Origin of the sequence: Parasphingorhabdus sp. DH2-15 (assembly GCF_051668705.1) — a bacterium.
Taxonomy (GTDB): domain Bacteria; phylum Pseudomonadota; class Alphaproteobacteria; order Sphingomonadales; family Sphingomonadaceae; genus Alterisphingorhabdus.
The window spans coordinates 2,159,473-2,176,581 of sequence record NZ_CP196351.1; the positions used below are offsets into that span (position 1 = coordinate 2,159,473).

At 49.6% G+C, this 17,109-nt stretch carries 17 protein-coding genes; 10 read left to right on the forward strand and 7 right to left on the reverse strand.

The window, feature by feature from the left end; all coding sequences use genetic code 11:
• The first annotated feature begins 210 nt into the window (after positions 1-210).
• The 7 genes from ACR9YC_RS10110 to ACR9YC_RS10140 all read left to right on the forward strand — a co-directional run bounded on the left by ACR9YC_RS10110 (position 211) and on the right by ACR9YC_RS10140 (position 8,047).
• Positions 211-1,578, forward strand: a complete 1,368-nt coding sequence (locus tag ACR9YC_RS10110) for an exopolysaccharide biosynthesis polyprenyl glycosylphosphotransferase (RefSeq protein WP_438727154.1) — start codon at positions 211-213, stop codon at positions 1,576-1,578.
• Between the two features lie 47 nt (positions 1,579-1,625).
• Entirely contained in the window at positions 1,626-2,177 is a 552-nt protein-coding gene (gene rfbC, locus ACR9YC_RS10115; RefSeq protein WP_438727157.1) for a dTDP-4-dehydrorhamnose 3,5-epimerase, read from the forward strand.
• 90 nt (positions 2,178-2,267) lie between these two features.
• Positions 2,268-3,335, forward strand: coding sequence for a dTDP-glucose 4,6-dehydratase (gene rfbB / locus ACR9YC_RS10120; RefSeq protein WP_438731745.1), 1,068 nt, complete (start codon positions 2,268-2,270; stop codon positions 3,333-3,335).
• A 5-nt stretch (positions 3,336-3,340) separates the two neighbouring features.
• Complete coding sequence (gene rfbD, locus ACR9YC_RS10125; RefSeq protein WP_438731748.1) at positions 3,341-4,222, forward strand: dTDP-4-dehydrorhamnose reductase; 882 nt, start codon at positions 3,341-3,343, stop codon at positions 4,220-4,222.
• Positions 4,219-5,091 carry a glucose-1-phosphate thymidylyltransferase RfbA gene (rfbA, locus tag ACR9YC_RS10130; protein WP_438727160.1) on the forward strand — a complete coding sequence of 291 codons (873 nt, stop codon included), beginning with the start codon at positions 4,219-4,221 and terminating at the stop codon, positions 5,089-5,091. The genes rfbD and rfbA overlap by 4 nt, the downstream gene beginning before the upstream one ends.
• Before the next feature lie 13 nt (positions 5,092-5,104).
• Entirely contained in the window at positions 5,105-7,045 is a 1,941-nt protein-coding gene (locus tag ACR9YC_RS10135) for an acyltransferase family protein (protein ID WP_438727163.1), read from the forward strand.
• A gap of 126 nt (positions 7,046-7,171) precedes the next feature.
• Positions 7,172-8,047: a class I SAM-dependent methyltransferase gene (locus ACR9YC_RS10140; RefSeq protein WP_438727165.1), complete on the forward strand. Its 876-nt coding sequence runs from the start codon at positions 7,172-7,174 to the stop codon at positions 8,045-8,047.
• A gap of 112 nt (positions 8,048-8,159) precedes the next feature.
• Here the strand turns inward: ACR9YC_RS10140 and ACR9YC_RS10145 are convergent, their stop codons facing one another.
• Genes ACR9YC_RS10145 through ACR9YC_RS10170 form a run of 6 tightly spaced genes read right to left on the reverse strand, consistent with a single transcriptional unit; the run spans position 8,160 to position 13,697 of the window.
• The gene (locus ACR9YC_RS10145) at positions 8,160-8,897 is read right to left on the reverse strand and encodes a WecB/TagA/CpsF family glycosyltransferase (protein ID WP_438727168.1); all 738 of its coding nucleotides are present in this window, start codon (positions 8,895-8,897) and stop codon (positions 8,160-8,162) included.
• Complete coding sequence (locus ACR9YC_RS10150) at positions 8,887-10,083, reverse strand: glycosyltransferase (RefSeq protein ID WP_438727171.1); 1,197 nt, start codon at positions 10,081-10,083, stop codon at positions 8,887-8,889. Before ACR9YC_RS10150 ends, ACR9YC_RS10145 begins: the two co-directional genes overlap by 11 nt.
• 12 nt (positions 10,084-10,095) lie before the next feature.
• Positions 10,096-10,596: an acyltransferase gene (locus tag ACR9YC_RS10155; RefSeq protein WP_438727174.1), complete on the reverse strand. Its 501-nt coding sequence runs from the start codon at positions 10,594-10,596 to the stop codon at positions 10,096-10,098.
• On the reverse strand, positions 10,593-11,924 hold the full coding sequence (locus tag ACR9YC_RS10160) for an O-antigen ligase family protein (protein ID WP_438727176.1): 1,332 nt from the start codon (positions 11,922-11,924) through the stop codon (positions 10,593-10,595). The genes ACR9YC_RS10155 and ACR9YC_RS10160 overlap by 4 nt, the downstream gene beginning before the upstream one ends.
• 30 nt (positions 11,925-11,954) lie before the next feature.
• A complete protein-coding gene (locus ACR9YC_RS10165; RefSeq protein ID WP_438727179.1) occupies positions 11,955-12,617 on the reverse strand; it encodes a polysaccharide deacetylase family protein in 663 nt (220 codons plus the stop codon).
• Positions 12,618-12,629: 12 nt separating this feature from the next.
• Entirely contained in the window at positions 12,630-13,697 is a 1,068-nt protein-coding gene (locus ACR9YC_RS10170; protein ID WP_438727182.1) for a lipid II:glycine glycyltransferase FemX, read from the reverse strand.
• Between the two features lie 113 nt (positions 13,698-13,810).
• Here ACR9YC_RS10170 and ACR9YC_RS10175 point away from each other — a divergent pair, with 113 nt between their 5' ends.
• The 3 genes from ACR9YC_RS10175 to ACR9YC_RS10185 are packed head-to-tail and all read left to right on the forward strand — an operon-like array spanning position 13,811 to position 16,477.
• Positions 13,811-14,842, forward strand: coding sequence for a glycosyltransferase family 2 protein (locus tag ACR9YC_RS10175; RefSeq protein ID WP_438727184.1), 1,032 nt, complete (start codon positions 13,811-13,813; stop codon positions 14,840-14,842).
• Positions 14,843-14,886: 44 nt separating this feature from the next.
• Complete coding sequence (locus ACR9YC_RS10180) at positions 14,887-15,795, forward strand: sulfotransferase (protein WP_438727186.1); 909 nt, start codon at positions 14,887-14,889, stop codon at positions 15,793-15,795.
• Between the two features lie 22 nt (positions 15,796-15,817).
• Positions 15,818-16,477: a methyltransferase domain-containing protein gene (locus ACR9YC_RS10185; protein WP_438727188.1), complete on the forward strand. Its 660-nt coding sequence runs from the start codon at positions 15,818-15,820 to the stop codon at positions 16,475-16,477.
• A 28-nt stretch (positions 16,478-16,505) separates the two neighbouring features.
• Here the strand turns inward: ACR9YC_RS10185 and ACR9YC_RS10190 are convergent, their stop codons facing one another.
• Positions 16,506-17,105 carry a CatB-related O-acetyltransferase gene (locus tag ACR9YC_RS10190; protein WP_438727190.1) on the reverse strand — a complete coding sequence of 200 codons (600 nt, stop codon included), beginning with the start codon at positions 17,103-17,105 and terminating at the stop codon, positions 16,506-16,508.
• Between the last annotated feature and the right edge of the window lie 4 nt (positions 17,106-17,109).

The following is a 17,109-nucleotide window of genomic DNA, read 5'->3' on the forward strand; positions in this document are numbered from 1 at the left end:
TGGGGCTTTTGTGAGGTTTATCACAAAACTGTCATAAAAATAGCATAGGCGAAGCACAGGTCGTAACCGATACAGCCTTTTACATACGTTATTAGTCGGAAGACCATGAACCAGAGCCTTAAAACCCCAATAAACAGCCAATCGCAAAGCATGGGAGATCCCAAGGCTAGCGAACTGGCATTTTTGCTACCTCAAGGGTATAGTCCAAGCGTGTTAGATGTAACCAGCGATACTACTGCCAAGATAAGCCACAAAAAGTCCACGCGTGTGCGCTTGACTATTGGCTTGGCTGTGGTTGATGTTCTGGCAATTGTGATCGCCTTTACATTGGCAGGGTATTTCCGCCTTGGCCTTATGAGCGTTTCCCAATTGGTCGACCTGCTTATGGTCAGCATTCCCATATATTTGGGCATTGCTTTTAATACGCGTGCTTATGGCGTTTCTGTCTTGGCCAGCTTCTGGGTTAGCTATAGCCGTTCTACGGCCGCATTATTGTTCACCATCAGTGCCATGCTGCTCACCATGTTTTTTCTTAAGGCCAGCGCCGAATATTCGCGTTTGATATTTGGCCTGGGTACATCCATGGCTCTGGTTTTGCTGTTTGCGGGTCGGTGGATCATTTCCCAACTGTCCAAAAAGCTGCTTGGCAGTAACCCGATGGCAGAGATCCGTATCACAGACGGTATCCCGCTCGACCATCGGGAAGATGCACCCGTGGTTGATGCTATTGCCCAACAACTGGCCCCTGATTTGAGCGATCCCGTTGTGATCCAGCGTTTAGGGATGCTGACGCGCGATATGGACAGGGTTATTGTTCATTGTACGCTGGATAACAGACTGGCATGGGCTTCAGTCCTGAAAACGCTTGATATCAATGCCGAGATTGTGACCCAAGAGCTTAAAGAGCTAGCCCCAATTGCTGTTAACCGGCGTGATGGGGAAATTGCCTTGATGATTTCGCGAGGGTCATTGAGATGGAATGAGCGGCTCAGCAAACGCATGTTTGATATCGTTTTTGCGCTATTTGCAATTCCTGTGCTTGCTTTGCCAATGCTGATCGTTGCCATTGCCATCAAACTTGAATCGCCCGGCCCAATATTGTTCCGACAGAAACGCATAGGCTTAGGCAACCGTCCGTTTAATATTTTAAAGTTTCGCAGCATGCGGGCAGAAAAATCCGATGCAAGCGGGGCGCGCTCAACTGGCCGCGATGATGACCGCATCACCCGTATCGGTGCCTTTATTCGCAAAACAAGCATTGATGAACTGCCGCAACTGTTCAATGTTCTGACCGGCAGCATGAGCGTTGTGGGCCCACGCCCTCACGCCATTGGCTCGCGGGCCGAAAATATGCTCTTCTGGGATATTGATGAACGCTATTGGGACCGTCACACCATTAAGCCTGGCCTGACTGGGCTGGCGCAAATTCTGGGCTTTCGCGGAGCAACCGAAAAACGCGCCGATCTGGAAGACAGGTTACAGGCCGATCTTGACTATCGCGCAAACTGGTCATTGTGGAATGACATAAAAATCATTTTGCTGACCTTCCGCGTATTGGTGCACCGCAACGCTTTTTAAGTGCTAGACAAACCAGCGCGGCCTCAATCATCATAGAAAAGAACAAGATGAAATCGCATCCTACCAACCTGCCCGACGTCATTGTCATTGAACCCAAAAAACATGGTGATGATCGCGGCTATTTTGCCGAAACTTTCCGCGAAAACTGGTTTCGCGAACATGTGGCCGATGTACACTTTGTGCAGGACAACCATTCCCTCAGCGCCGAAACCGGAACATTGCGCGGACTGCATTTCCAGACCCCTCCCCATGCGCAGGGTAAGCTGGTGCGCTGTATTGCAGGGGCGATATGGGACGTTGCTGTCGATATCCGCAAAGGCTCGCCCCATTATGGCCAATGGGCCGCTGCTGAACTGACCGCAGATAATGGGCATCAGCTTTATATCCCGCCCGGTTTCGCGCATGGCTTTGTCACGCTGGTCCCCGCCACTCAGGTTATTTACAAATGTACAGACTATTATGCGCCTGACTGTGATGCCGGTCTGCGCTGGAATGATCCGGATATTGCTTTGCCATGGCCGCTTGACGGCATAGCGCCCACATTGTCCGGCAAGGACGAGACACAGCCATTGCTATCCGGCTTTGACAGCCCGTTTTAAGGCGGGTTTAACAACATTATCGGGGTGACTTGTTGAGCTGGCTAGGTTAGCGGATGCCCAAAGCGGCCACAGAGATTCAGAGGAAAGATGATGACAGCCAAACGCAAAATATTGGTCACGGGCGGCGCGGGCTTTATCGGCTCGGCGCTTGTGCGATATTTGATCAACGCAACACCGCATCAGGTGCATGTTATCGACGCGCTCACCTATGCGGGCAATATGGCATCACTAGCGCCGGTCAGTGATGATCCGCGCTATGGTTTTTCCCAAATCGATATTTGTGACCGCGATAAGGTGGCGGCCGCGATTGCGGCATTTCAGCCAGATACAATCATGCATTTGGCCGCGGAAAGCCATGTTGACCGCTCTATTGATGGCCCTGCTGGCTTTATCCAGACCAATTTGGTGGGCACATTCACCATGCTCGATGCTGCTCTGGCCTATTGGCGCGGATTGGATGATGCGGCGCAAAAGGCATTTCGCTTCCACCATATTTCCACTGATGAAGTGTTCGGCGCATTGGGCGATAGCGGCTTTTTCACAGAAGATACCGCCTATGATCCACGCTCCCCCTATTCAGCATCAAAAGCAGGGTCGGACCATCTGGTCAGTGCATGGTTCCACACTTATGGCTTCCCCATTGTCATCACCAATTGCTCCAACAATTATGGTCCCTATCACTTCCCCGAAAAACTTATCCCGCTGGTGATTATCAAAAGCCTGGCTGGTGAACCTCTGCCCGTTTATGGCGATGGCAGCAATGTGCGCGATTGGTTGTATGTTGATGACCATGTGCGCGCCATGTTGGCCGTGGTTGAAGGCGGCACATTGGGCGAAAGCTATATGGTCGGCGGCAATTCAGAACGCACCAATTTGCAGGTGGTGGAAACCATTTGTGATACGCTCGATCGGCTGCGCCCACGCGAAGATGGCAAAAGCTATCGCGAGCAAATCACCTTTGTTACTGATCGTCCCGGCCATGATTTCCGCTACGCCATTGATGCCAGTAAGCTGAAAAACGCATTGGGTTGGGAGCCAGCCGAAACGTTTGAAAGCGGCATGGCCAACACCATTAAATGGTATCTGGACAATCAAAAATGGTGGCAGGATATTCTGTCGGGTGAGTATCGCGGCGAACGGCTGGGCACTGGCGCGTGACACCGATGCGTATATTGCTGACCGGCGGCAGCGGCCAAGTCGGCAGCTGCCTGCAGTCGCTGTCATGGCCTGACCATGTGACCATAGACGCGCCGGACAGCACAGCGTTCAACATGGCGGATGCCGCAGTGATGCAGGCCTATCTGGATAGCAACGATTTCGATGCAATCATCAATTGCGGTGCCTATACGGCGGTGGATAAGGCGGAAAGCGAGCCGGAGCTTGCCCATGCCATTAACGATGCTGCGCCCGGCCTGTTGGCCAATTATGCCGCGCAGCATGACATTCCCATGCTGCACGTCTCCACAGATTATGTCTTTGATGGCAGGAAAACTGCGCCTTATGCCGAAGATGACCGTGTCGGGCCATTGGGCATTTATGGCCAGAGCAAATTGGCCGGTGAAGAGGCCGTGCGCGCCAGCAATGCGCAAGCGATAATAGTGCGCACTGCATGGGTGCTCAGCCCGCATGGCCATAATTTCCTAAAAACCATGGTGCGGCTTGGCGCGGATCGTGATGCGCTGTCTATTGTCGCTGACCAATATGGCAATCCGACATCTGCACATGATATTGCACAGACATTGCAAAGCCTGTTGCGCGCCATGCAGGCCAATCGCCAAGCGCGCGGCACCTATCATTTCGTCAATGCAGGGGATACAAGCTGGCACGGACTGGCGGAGCATATTTTCAAACGCGTGGCAGAAAAAGGCGGCAATGCCCCTGCATTAAACGCCATCACCACCAGCGAATACCCTACTCCAGCCCAGCGCCCGGCCAATAGCCGGCTTGCGACAGCCAAAATTACCAGAGATTTTGCAATCACGCCGCGAAGCTGGCATGCAGCTGTGGATGACATATTAAGCGTGTATATAGAGGACAGATTATGAGGGGGATTATTCTGGCTGGAGGCACAGGCTCACGCCTGCACCCCGCAACATTGGCTGTGAACAAACAATTGCTGCCTGTCTATGATAAGCCGATGATTTATTACCCGCTATCGGTGTTGATGCTGGCGGGGATCAAAGAGATATTGATCATCTCATCACCCGAATATCTGGACCGTTATAAGCAGCTGTTTGGCAGCGGCGCGCAATTTGGGCTGGAAATCAGCTATGCCGTTCAGCCCAAGCCAGAAGGTCTGGCCCAAGCCTTTCATATCGGTGCAGACTTTATTGATGGCGGCCCTGCTGCTCTGATATTGGGGGACAATCTGTATTTCGGGGCGGGGCTGCAATCATTGCTTGATAATGCTGTGTCGCGCAAAAATGCCGCCACAGTGTTTGGCTATCAGGTTGAAGACCCGAAACGCTATGGCGTGGTTGAGCTGGACGATAATGCCCGCGCCATTAGCATTGAAGAAAAACCCGAAGCGCCAAAGTCTGATATGGCCGTTACTGGCCTGTATTTTTATGATGAGCGCGTGACCGACTTTGCCTATCAGGTAAAGCCTTCGTATCGCGGAGAGTTGGAGATTACTGATCTAAACCGCATGTATATGGAGGCTGGCGACCTGTATGTCGAACAAATGGGGCGCGGCTATGCGTGGTTGGACACGGGCACGCATGATAGCTTGCTAGAAGCATCAGAATTTGTCCGCACAATCCAGCACCGCACAGGCCAGCAAATTGCGTGTCTGGAAGAAATCGCTTTTCAGCAAGGTTTTATCAGCCGCGATCAATTGCGTGAGGCAGGCCATGCATATGGAAAAACACGCTATGGCCAATATCTGCTGAAACTGGCCGACACCGGCAAATAAGCGGAAACGCGCCATGTCATCTCTTGCCTATAGATCTGAAATAGACGGACTGCGCGCATTTGCTGTTGTGCCGGTTATCCTATTTCACGCTGGGTTGGAAAGCTTTAGCGGCGGCTATCTTGGCGTCGATGTCTTTTTCGTTATCTCCGGCTTTTTGATAACATCAATCTTGGTCCGCGAAATGGAGGCCGGGCAGTTTTCGCTTGCCAAATTTTACGAACGGCGCGCGCGGCGCATATTGCCTGCGCTTTTTGCCGTTATTGCCGTTACATCAATTTTTGCCTGGCTGTGGATGATACCCCCGCAATGGGAGGATTATACTGAAGGCATTGTGGCCATGGGACTGTTTGCGACAAATGTTCTTTTCTGGCGCAAAACCGGTTATTTTGACACTGATGCAGAATATAATCCGCTGCTGCACACATGGACATTATCTGTCGAGGAGCAGTTTTATATCGGCTTCCCGCTCTTGCTGATGCTGCTTTTCAGATTTGGCAAGCCATTGGTTTTGCCAGCGATAATAATATTGGCCGCGGTCAGTTTGATTATATCTGAATGGCTGTCTTTTGCGTCTCCACAAGCCAATTTCTACCTGCTGCCCAGCCGCGCATGGGAATTAATGGCTGGCTCACTCTGCGCTATGATTTTAAAAGCGCCAGATCATGCAGCGCTGCGTTTGCGCGATAATGTGAAAGAGATATTGGCATTGGCCGGCTTGGGCCTGTTAATCGCCTCCATCTTTATTTTCACGCCTGAAACCCGCTCCCCATCATTGATAACGCTTGTCCCGATTTTGGCGGTTATGATGATTATCTTATATGCCCAGTCTGGAACCATGGCGGCACGCCTGCTCAGCTGGAAGCCTTTTGTCGCAATAGGTCTGATAAGCTATAGCGCCTATTTGTGGCACCAGCCGCTATTGGCATTTCATAGAATTATCGCTTTTGAACAAAAGCCGCTATTTACCGCTCTGTTGGTGGCAGCAACATTTATATTGGCCGCATTGACCTATTTTCTGGTCGAACAGCCTGCGCGATTCAAATTTATGAAACAACGCTCCACCAAAGCATTTTTGCTCTTGTCTGCGGGCAGTCTTATCCTGTGCGTGGCCGCTGGCCTCGGTCTGCGCTATAGCAGTCATCAATATTTGCCATCTGTCTCCGCCGTCGGGTTTCAGCCTTTTGCCGGTGATGGCTATGCTTGGAGTTTTGTGAAAAGAGACAATGTAAATACAGCCGAACAGCAAGACGCACTGTTATTATATGGCGACAGCTACGCCAAGCATTTGGTGGCCAATCTTGATGACGCGCTGGCAGAAAATGATAGAGTTTTTGAATTTTCCGGCGAATATGCATGTATCGCACTGCCCGGTGTGCGCAGTCTTTACCGCGATGGCGTAAGGCCGATATGCCAATCGCATCTTGATCGCTTCCGCACCAAATTGGCAGCGCGCCCGCAAACTCTGGTGATCGCCCAATTTTGGGGTGCGCGCATCATTGGTGATGATGGCAAAGCGATAGGCATTGATGGCGCGCAAAATGACCCATTGGCGCTGGACGCCATTTTGGCGGGGCTGGATATATTGATCAAAGATTTGGGCAATGACCAAGATATAATCCTGGTCGGCGCAATACCCGATTTGGCCAGCGCTGGCCCAGCCATGGCAGAGGGTATTTTCCGCTGCAAACAATATCGCGATGTGAACTGTCCGGAAAGCTTCCCCAAAACGGCATCGGCGTATTTTGCTTTCAATCAAAAATTCGCAAAATGGTCAGCGCAATATAGCAATCTGCGCTTCGTTAATCCCTTTGACGCATTATGCGATGAAATGCTGTGCTATGCGGTTAAAAACGGTGAAGCGCTTTATTTTGATAAAGGGCATTTAACGCGTGCCGGGGCGCAAAAAATCGTCGATGACATCATCAAAAAAGAGCGCGAGCTGAAAGATATATAACCTATCAACATTCTACACCAAAAATATACTACAGATATGATGGTAAATGAAAGAATATTTGGAGACAACATGTTAGCACTTATTGATATTATTATGGCCCCATTTGTCTTTTTGGCAACTTTACCAATGAAGTTAGTTAGAAAGCGTTCAATGCGCCAGCTGCCCGTCACTGCTAGTATTTTCCGAAAAATGGGTGTCTTTCCTATTACTGGCCATTATTATGAGCCACTATATGATATGAGCAAACTGGATCTTTCAAACGAACCTCGCGATTTGCCGGGCATCGATTTTCGTCATGATGCGCAGCTTGCTTTGCTGCGTAGTTTTGCGCGTGAAGATATTCCGGAAAATTGGGACCGAGCGCCCGATAGCGACACTGAATATAGTCTACAAAATCGTAATTTTGGTGCTGGTGATGCGGATTTATGGTTTCAGATAATCCGTCATTACAAGCCGCAGCGCATTATTGAGATTGGTTCTGGACACAGCACACGGGTTGCGCGTGAGGCGATTGCGCTCAATGGCAAGGACGATAGCAGCTATAAATGTGACCATATGTGTATCGAACCTTATGAGATGCCATGGTTGGAAAAGCTGGATATCGATATTGTGCGCAGTAAGCTGGAGGATGTTGATCCGGCAATCTTTGATCAATTGAGCAAGGGCGATATTCTATTTATCGACAGCTCACACATGATCCGGCCAGGCGGTGAAGTGCTGATGGAATTTCTACAAATTGTTCCCAAATTGGCAGCTGGCGTCGTTGTCCATGTACATGATATTTTCACCCCGCGTGATTACCCTGCGCGGTGGTTGAAAGACCCGCGTTTTTGGAACGAGCAATATTTGCTGGAAGCGTTTTTATCGAACAATAATGATTGGAATGTTGTGTTAGGCGGCAATTATATGGCGCATGCTGAACCTGCCGAAATGGAAAAAGCCTGTCGCTATTTCAAAACGGGCCAGCATAATCCCGGCTCATTCTATATGCAGCGTAAATAGGTTTAAATCAGCGCTACATCGACAAAACACCATGTCACGTTATGCTGTGCTGTGCTATGCTATGCTATGCTATGCTGAGACAGCGCCAAAGCATGAAGCATGTCCAGATAGTTTAAGTCTTCAGCGCAAGCTTTGCCATTAGGGTGATCCAGACAAAACGTCCATTTGTTGATGCATAGCGCCAGAACATTTTGCGTGGTTCCTGCACCAACCGATAAAACCACTCAAGCCCCGATCTTTGCATCCATTGCGGTGCGCGCTTCACATGCCCGGCCAATACATCAATTGAACCGCCAACGCCCATTATAAACGGCACATCCAAAATGTCGGCATATTTGGCCAAGAAGCGCTCTTTTTTTGGTGTCGGCATCGCCAAAAACAGGCAATCGGCCTTGCTCGCCTGAATATCGGCAACAATTTGCGCTTCATCTTCCTCGCCAAAATAGCCATTGCGACTTCCGGCAATCTCCAACCCCGGCCAATTAGTCTTGCTCTGGGCTATCGCTGCATCCAAAACACTTTGCTTCGCGCCCAATATATAGGGGCGATATTTCGCTTTAGCCCCGCGCTCCATCAACGCCATCATCAGATCAGCACCTGATACTTTAGGCGCGGTTTTAGCCCCCAAAAAGCGCAAGGCAAAAGAGATGCCCATGCCATCAATACCAATAATATCAGCGCCGGTGACATCAGTACGCAGCACCTTATCATCGCGCATTTTTACAAATTTGGCGGCATTCAAAGCGACATGCACACATTGCTGACGCGTCTGCATGGCATATTCTATCCGCTCAATCGTCTCTTTAAACGTCAGAATATCAACCGGTGTATCAATCAGATTAGCGCGCATCTATTGCCTCACTCGCCAAAGCCATTTTTAACCCGTCGCTATATTGACGGGTTATCGAGGCACGTTGGAATTGGCTTGCGGCCCCTGATTCCTGCCATTGGGCCAGATCACTTTTCATTGACTTTTGATGATGCAATATTTCTATCATGGCGCGTGCTATAGCATCACTATCGCTTGGCGAAACCGGCAGAGCAAAGCTTTTGCCATTAAAATAGCCATCAACCGCAGCATTTTCAGGATAAATTATCGGGCACCCGGCCAATAATGCCTCTGCAAACACCATGCCATAGGTTTCACGTTTTGACACCATGGCAAAGCCGGCATAGCCGTTCATGGTATTTTGCATTTGTGCGCCGGCCAAAGCGCCTTTTAAATATACATTATCCGCTTTTATGCTGGCAATGTTGGCTTGTAGTGACGCGCGCAAATCATCACTGCCGCCGCCATAAATATCCAGATTGAAACCACTGTTATCATGGCCCGCTTTTTTGGCAGCAGCCACCATTTGTTTAAAATTTTTTATCCGCCAATGGCGCAGATGAAAGGCCGACATAATCTGTGCAGGCGCAATTTGCGGGCTGATAATATCATCCTGCGCCGTGATACAGGGCAGCATATAAGATGGTGCAGAACGTGGCCCCAATATTTTTTCGCAATAGGCCAAGGCCCATGGCGCGAACGGGAAAACACATTTGGCATTATGAAAAACACGGCGATATAGAGGCCATAAATCGCGGCGTACCTTTAAAATTGATCTGTCTGTATTGCCTTGAACAGAAAGCACATAGGGTACATTAAAATAGTTGGCCAAACGCTCCGCGATCAGCCCCTCCATGGTCAGTTTATGCCCTTGTATCAAATCAGGCTTGATACCCTTTTTAACAATATTTTCCGCTATTGCATCGGCGATATTGTGCAGGCTGGAGCGCAGAAAAAGGCCATAAGACGGCGCAGAATATGTAAAGCTGAGGATATTATCATCCTGCCCAATATGGGTTAAACCCTTTTGCCAGCTATTTAGCGCCCAATGGGTAAAACCAGACAGAGCAGAGATTGAGCTGCGGTTTAGCGAATAAATAATATGATCAAATTCATCGCGCGTTGCAGAGATAAGATTGGCAATGGCACGGGTTTTTTGCGCTTGATATGCGTCCGGATAATCGGTTGAGATATGCACAATTGTCATGGCCAAAAGATCTTATTTTTGTGCTTGTCTTTTGCGATAGTCACGGCCAGGCAATTTTGCTGCCGCCGGGTCACTCTCTCTTAACCGGCGCTCATTTTCATCAGCGACCAGCAAGCGGCCAAAAAGCTCAACCTCAATATCACGCTTAACAATCTTTGCTGGATTACCCGCCACTGCGCATGCCGCTGGCACATCTTTTGTAACCACCGCCCCTGCGCCAATGATACAGCCATCGCCAATTGTTACCCCGGGCAAGACAATGCTTTGCCCCCCAATGAAACAGTTTTTACCTATGGAGGTGTGCAGATAGAGCCCGCGTGTGAAATCATGGCTCATTATACGTGCGCCAAAGGCGATATAGCTGCCTTCATCAATGTGAATCCCCGCACGAAATGTTGTGTCTAATTTTGCACTGAGTGACATGCGCACTGTTGGATGGATATCAAGCCGCAATATTTTACGATGATAAAAACTGCGGACGGATAACAGGCTTGTGCGCAAAAATTTCTTCATCGGCCGCGCTCTACAATCCGCCCATCATCAAGATTCTTGCGCCATGTCACCAACGCCAAAGCTGCGCCCAACATAAAATTAAACCATGACAGAATGGCCCCCCAAAAGGTCACCGTGAACATCAAGATTAAAGTGACGGTGAGGCACGTCGTCATAGCCATATAGCCATTGCGCGCCAAAGTGGTGTGTGAAGCGGCGGCTCTGCGGCACAGCAAATAGATTATGGCGATGGCCAGAGAGAAATATAATATGGCAGACGGCATGCCATAGGTTAAAGCCATAAAAAGATAATGTGCATCAATACTGCCCGTGCCCATCCAATCAGGGCGGGCATATTCCTCATGCCCAATACCCAGCCACGGATTTTGCAAAGCGACGTCACCCGCATATTGCCAGATCAATGTGCGAAACCTACCTGTGGCGGGATTCAGCGTAAGATAGCTATACACAACAGCAATCAGCCCGTTTTGAGAGAACATATGCGCCAAGAACAAGGTCACGCCCAGCGCGGCAAGGGCAAGCCCCCATGATAAATCACGCACCCGTTTCTGTAACCAGTCATAAAATAAAAAGCCGCATTGCATAGCAAGCGCCAACAACCCGGCAGAGCTTAAAGTGAAAAAGGCCAAAAAGCTGGTCACTACGCCCGAGTAACGCCACTGCACATTTCTAAACATATAGAAGTAAAAGGCCAAAAAGCTGCTTAAGAAAATACCGGCATGTATGGGGTGGGTAAACACACTATAGGCACGGAAAAAGCCAAGCCTGAACAATATCCGCAATTCGCTGCCAACCTCTCCGGAATTGCCGAATATTTGTTGGAAGATTTGCCTGACAAATGGCCGCCCAATAACGCTTTCCAGAAACAATAGTCCGCCAACAAGCATTAGACCGGGGAGCAGAAAAATCAGCAGATTTCTTAGCTTGTCAAAAGAATCAATGCAGGCACGGGCAACAAAATAAGCCAAAATCATATCATAAGTCTGTCGGCCGCCCGCTTCTAACCCGGTTGCCAAATCATAATGTATGGTCAGGGAAGCCGGAAGCCAAAGCGCGGTGATAACCAGTAGCAGGTCAAGGAAATGAAACCGTATTTTTTGTTTAAAGACCGCCACAACAATATAGGGGACCAAAATCAGAAGCGCCAAGCGGTACGCCCCCATGCGTAAACTGCCCAGATAGACCGCCACTTCAGGCGGAACAAGAAAGCTGTAAAATAACAGCAACGCGGGCAATACCTGCACGATGCGCGTGGCCATCGGCGTGGGTGCCGGCGCACGCGTGCGGCCGCTATATGATGATAGTATTGGCGGCGCAGCGATGGCCATTTACAATATTTCCTGCATCATGTTGGCGCCCTATATCAAAGCTTTAATACGCGCTTTTACTTCATTACGTATGCGCTGGCTAATATGCGCGCTGTTGTTCAGCGTGTCCGCAAGGTCAGATAGAGCAGTATCATTGCGCACGCTAAAACGCGGTATTGGGTTGGTGGTTATCACTCTTTGCCCGCCATCGCTAGAATAAATCCGTTTATAGCCCGCATTTTGCAAACTGCGCATTACATTGCGATTATAACGGCCAAAGGGCAAGCCGGCATCCACAATTGGCCGATTACAAAGATCGCTTAAAATAGCCCGCGATGCCGTGATTTCACGCTGCATTTCGTCTTTGTCCAAATCTGGCCATGGCTGGTGATGCAGCCCGTGCGAACCAATTGTAAAAAGATCATCATTGTCGATGATGCGCACTTGATCGCTGGTTAAATATCCAGGCTGATTCAGTTTGCCAGCCAGCACAAAAAAGTCTGCTTTTAACCGGCGCTGTTGCAATTCGGGCACAGCGATAGCGTAATCAGAATTATTTCCATCATCAAAGCTTATCGCAAAGGGCCGCGGCTGGCGCTGCAACATATCCAGAATATCAGTGAAGAAATCGCGGCTGATCCAATAAGGCTCTTCGCCATATTCAAATGCACGAACCGGCGCGCCAATGCCATGAAAATTGATTATAAAATGCATATTTGGCGTTCCTCACCCCTTCGCTCTCTGATAGGCTTTCTCTACCAGCAAGACAAGCGATGAGCGCAGCCCTTTGGGCCGTGCCTCTATCACATCCGGGCCGCGATAATATGTGCCGCCCATCCGCTTTTTAAAGCGAAACACATCCGGATTTTCATCCTCATCCACACCGCCAAGATCATAAAATGACATCCCCAATTTTTGCGCATGTGCAATTGCCGCCCATTGCAGCAAATATGATGCCCGCATAGACCGCCCCTGCGCATTGGTTGCGCCCAAAAGATAGACCGCCATATCAGCACTATAAGCGCCAATATGCCCGCCAATCAAAGCGCCTTCATGATAGGCCAGCAATATGGCAAAACGTTCATCGGGTGCGGCCGCGCTGGCCACGTGCGCAAAAAAGTTGGCATCCTGCGGCAGGCTAAAGCCCTTTTGGCTTGCAAGCTCTTCCAATAAGGGTTGGAACTTTTCAAAATCTCGGCTCTCGTGCGACAGCACTATATCAACATCGCCCTTTTCACCGCGGCGCAGGTCCGTGCGCCATTTGCCGGCTAAGGATGCTCTTAACTCCTCCTCATCACAGCGTATATCCATAATAAATGACTGGTAAGCGCTGTCTGGCATGGCGCACCAATTGATATCTGCGCCATATTGGTGTGACAGCATTGGCAACAGCGCGTCATTGTCAAAATGCCCCTGCAAAACCGGCAGGTTGCAACGCATTATATAGCCGCGTTTTTGCGTTATCTCCGTCGCCAATGCATTGATAACCATAGCCATTTTCTGCGCGTCATTGTCATCAGCATGCAGCATGACCGGCCCTTGCGCTATCATTGCTATACCGCCGCCAATAACAGGCAGGGATTTTGTTCTGACATTGGCAAGGGCGGCGGGCTGATAACCGTTTTTGACTACATAATATTGCTGGTCAGCCCCTGTCCTTTGTGCAGCAATATACGCATAACCAGGATATTGACGCCAGCTGGCCGTCTGCGCAGCGTGCAATAAAGCCAGCGCCTGATCTGCATCAATGGCGGACAGGTTATAAGAATGTGATGAGGTAACAGCATCTTGCATGGCAGTCCAATAGCGAAGCAGGAAACCAATTGAAATAGTTTCGATGTTAACCTATCCGCATCTGGATAGGCTGTATAACCAATATTTGCCGTTTTATTGCAAAAGCATAGTTCATGATCACGACATCAACACAAATAGACCTACCAGAAATCGGCGATAATGCGGATTATGATGTATCCGTCGTTATCGTCAGCTATAATACAAAACAGATCACTTTGGAATGCGTCGCCTCTATTTTGGAACATAAGGGCGGAAAAAGCGTACAAATTATCGTCGTGGACAATTGCTCTTCAGACGGCAGCAGCGAGGCCATACGCGCGGCATATGATGATGTTATCATAATTGACAGCCCGCATAATGGCGGTTTTGCCTATGGCAATAATATCGGATTTCAACATGCCAAAGGCGCTTACATATTATTGCTAAACCCCGATACGCGCATTTATGCTGGCTGTTTCGACCATGCCATCGCCTATATGCAAGACCATCCACAAACGGGGATAATGGGGCCGCTGGTGCGGCTTGACGATGGCAGTCAGCAATCCAGCATGATCCGTTTTCTTAGCTTGACGCAGCTGTTTTTTATAATCTTCATGCCCAGCTTATGGCTGCGCAAAACAACGTTATTCGGTGATTTGCGCTACGCTGCACTAGACCGTGACGCAGTTAATAAAGTGGATGCTGTTTCAGGCTGCTTCATGTTTGCCCGCAGGTCGGTTCTGCAAGATATTGGCGGTCTAGACACCCGATTTTTTATGTATGGTGAGGAAGCCGAATGGTGCGCCCGCGCAGGGCGTTCGGGGTGGGATATTGTTTATAATCCGGCCATAGAAATTTTGCACCATGGCGCCGCCAGCACCGCGCATATGAGCGAATGGAAAGCCATAGAGATGACGCGCGGCCACATATTGTTTCTGCGCTTTACACGCGGCGCATTTGTTGCGTGGTTGGGCACATTGTTGATGACAATACGCGATTATGTGCGCCTGCCTTATTACGGCGTTAAGGCGCTGTTGAACAAAGGGCGGTGGACACAGGCAGCCAAACCATGGCGCGCGCGATTGGGGTTTGAGTTAAAGGCTTTGTTCAACCTGCCAATTGGGCAAAAGATAATGTTGCCCCAGCCGGATAAGCATAAGCTGTGAAACGGCTGGGCATCAGTTTAATACGCCATGCAGGGCATGCCGCGATGTGGCCGGCAGATTATATATTATCGCCAAACGCTGCGTCTGCGCAACACAAGCATCACACGCCGCCCATATTCATTATTGGTGCGCCGCGTTCGGGCACCAGCCTGTTATATGAAGTGATGATTACCCGTTTTGCGCTGGCCTATTTATCAAATGCCGCGCATCGTTTTTATCGCACGCCATTGGCGGCGACATGGCTATTTCGCTCTGCCATCACCAATTGGCGCGGCAATTTTACCAGCCGCTATGGTCATATAGATGGCTGGGGCGCGCCTAATGAAGGTGGATGGATTTGGCAACGCTTTTTAGAAGACGGGGATTGGCGTGATGACAGCGGCCTAGCGGCGCCATTGGCCAAACAGTTACGGCAGCTGACACATGGCGTTTCCAGCATTTTGCAGGCACCGTTTATTAACAAAAACGTTATGCATTCCAACCGGTTACAGCTAATGCATCATATTTGGTCCAATGCACTTTATATTGAGGTACAGCGCGATATTATTGACAATGCACGTTCTATAGTGCGCGCTGAACGGGCTGAGGGCGGGCCGGGAAAACATAATGATCTATGGTGGTCCGTAAGGCCAAAATTGGCAGCGCAATATGTTGGCAAAACAGATACTGAGCGGGCAATCGCCCAAGTGATTGGCGTCGGGCGCGATATTGCACAAGACAGTGTTAAAATCGGTGAAGATAAATTGTTGCGCATTGATTATGCAGCATTATGTGACGATCCGTTGCAGGTAATGGATCAGATTGAGACTTTTGCTGGCATACATGGCGTTACACTTGCCAAAAATACTGATATTCCTGCCCGTTTTCCCACCAAAGCTTCAAAACCGCTTGAGCCGTATGACGAAAAGACTATGGCTGATTTATTAGTTGAACTGCAAAAACAAGCACAATAAACCTTACAGACCGGAATACAAAATGGCTCCATTGCCCGACAAAGAATTTCGTACAGCCTATCATGACCATATCAGGCGCGATGTATTGCCCTATGTTCCAAAGACGGGGGGGCAGTTGCTTGATCTGGGCGGCGGCATAGGCGCAACAGCAGCTGAGATAAGATCGCGTAATCTTGTTGACCGGGTGGGCGTTGCCGATCTGGTTGACAATAGCGGGTCACCTTTGGCGCTGGATTATTGTTATCAGGCCAATTTGGAAGAGCCAGGACTGGTAAGCAAAATCGTTGCCGAACAAGGCAAAATGCAAATGGTGCTGGCGCTGGATATATTGGAGCACCTGCTTGACCCATGGGCAATGGCAAGACAGCTGTCCGATGCGTTGGACGATGGCGGCTATATGGTGGCCAGCATTCCAAATATCCGCAACTACAGGGCCTTACTGCCATTGGTAACGCGCAACCGCTGGGACTATAAAGACGCTGGTATCTTGGACAGAACGCATTTGCGGTTTTTCACGAAACCATCGGCAATAGATTTGATTGCGCAGACCGGCCTTAACATAAAACAAGTCGCGCCATCGCAATCGGGCGGGGGCAAGATAAAATTGTTTAGAACGCTGACACTGGGCATGCTGAACAGCTTTACCGACCGGCAATATATCATTGTTGCGCAAAAGGTTTAGACGCGCATCAGCTGAAACCTAAGGAGCGTTATAATTTGCCCGCTTCGGCGGCATCAAGAAACGCCACAATATCATCTTGCAGCATCATCGGCACAGCATTTTTAACGCGTTCATCTGGCCAGTCCCACCATTGCAAAGCGTTTAGCCGATCAATAACATCTTCTGCAAATCGGTGTTTTATAATCCGTGCTGGCTGGCCAGCGACAACGGCATAAGGCGGAACATCTTTTGTCACCACAGCGCGCGCAGCGATAACCGCTCCATTGCCGATTTTTACGCCTGATAAAATCATCGCGTCGCGCCCTGCCCATACATCATTGCCGATAATGATATCGCCCTTTGATGCGGGATGCCCTTTGATATGCGCAAAATCGAGGTCAATATCTGAAAATGGATAGGTGGTCACCCAGTCAGTGCGGTGCCCGCCGCCCAAAATTAAAATAACATTGGCAGCGAACGAGCAATATTTGCCGATTGTAAAGCTGGTATCATCCCCAAAGCGCACGATATTAACGCCGCCATAGCTGTGCGTGCCAATATCCTCTTTGGGATAGGCCAATTGCAGCAGCCTAACGCTGCGCGCGGGGGAAATTTTGCGTTTGATACGGCGTAAAATATCTAACATCATATCG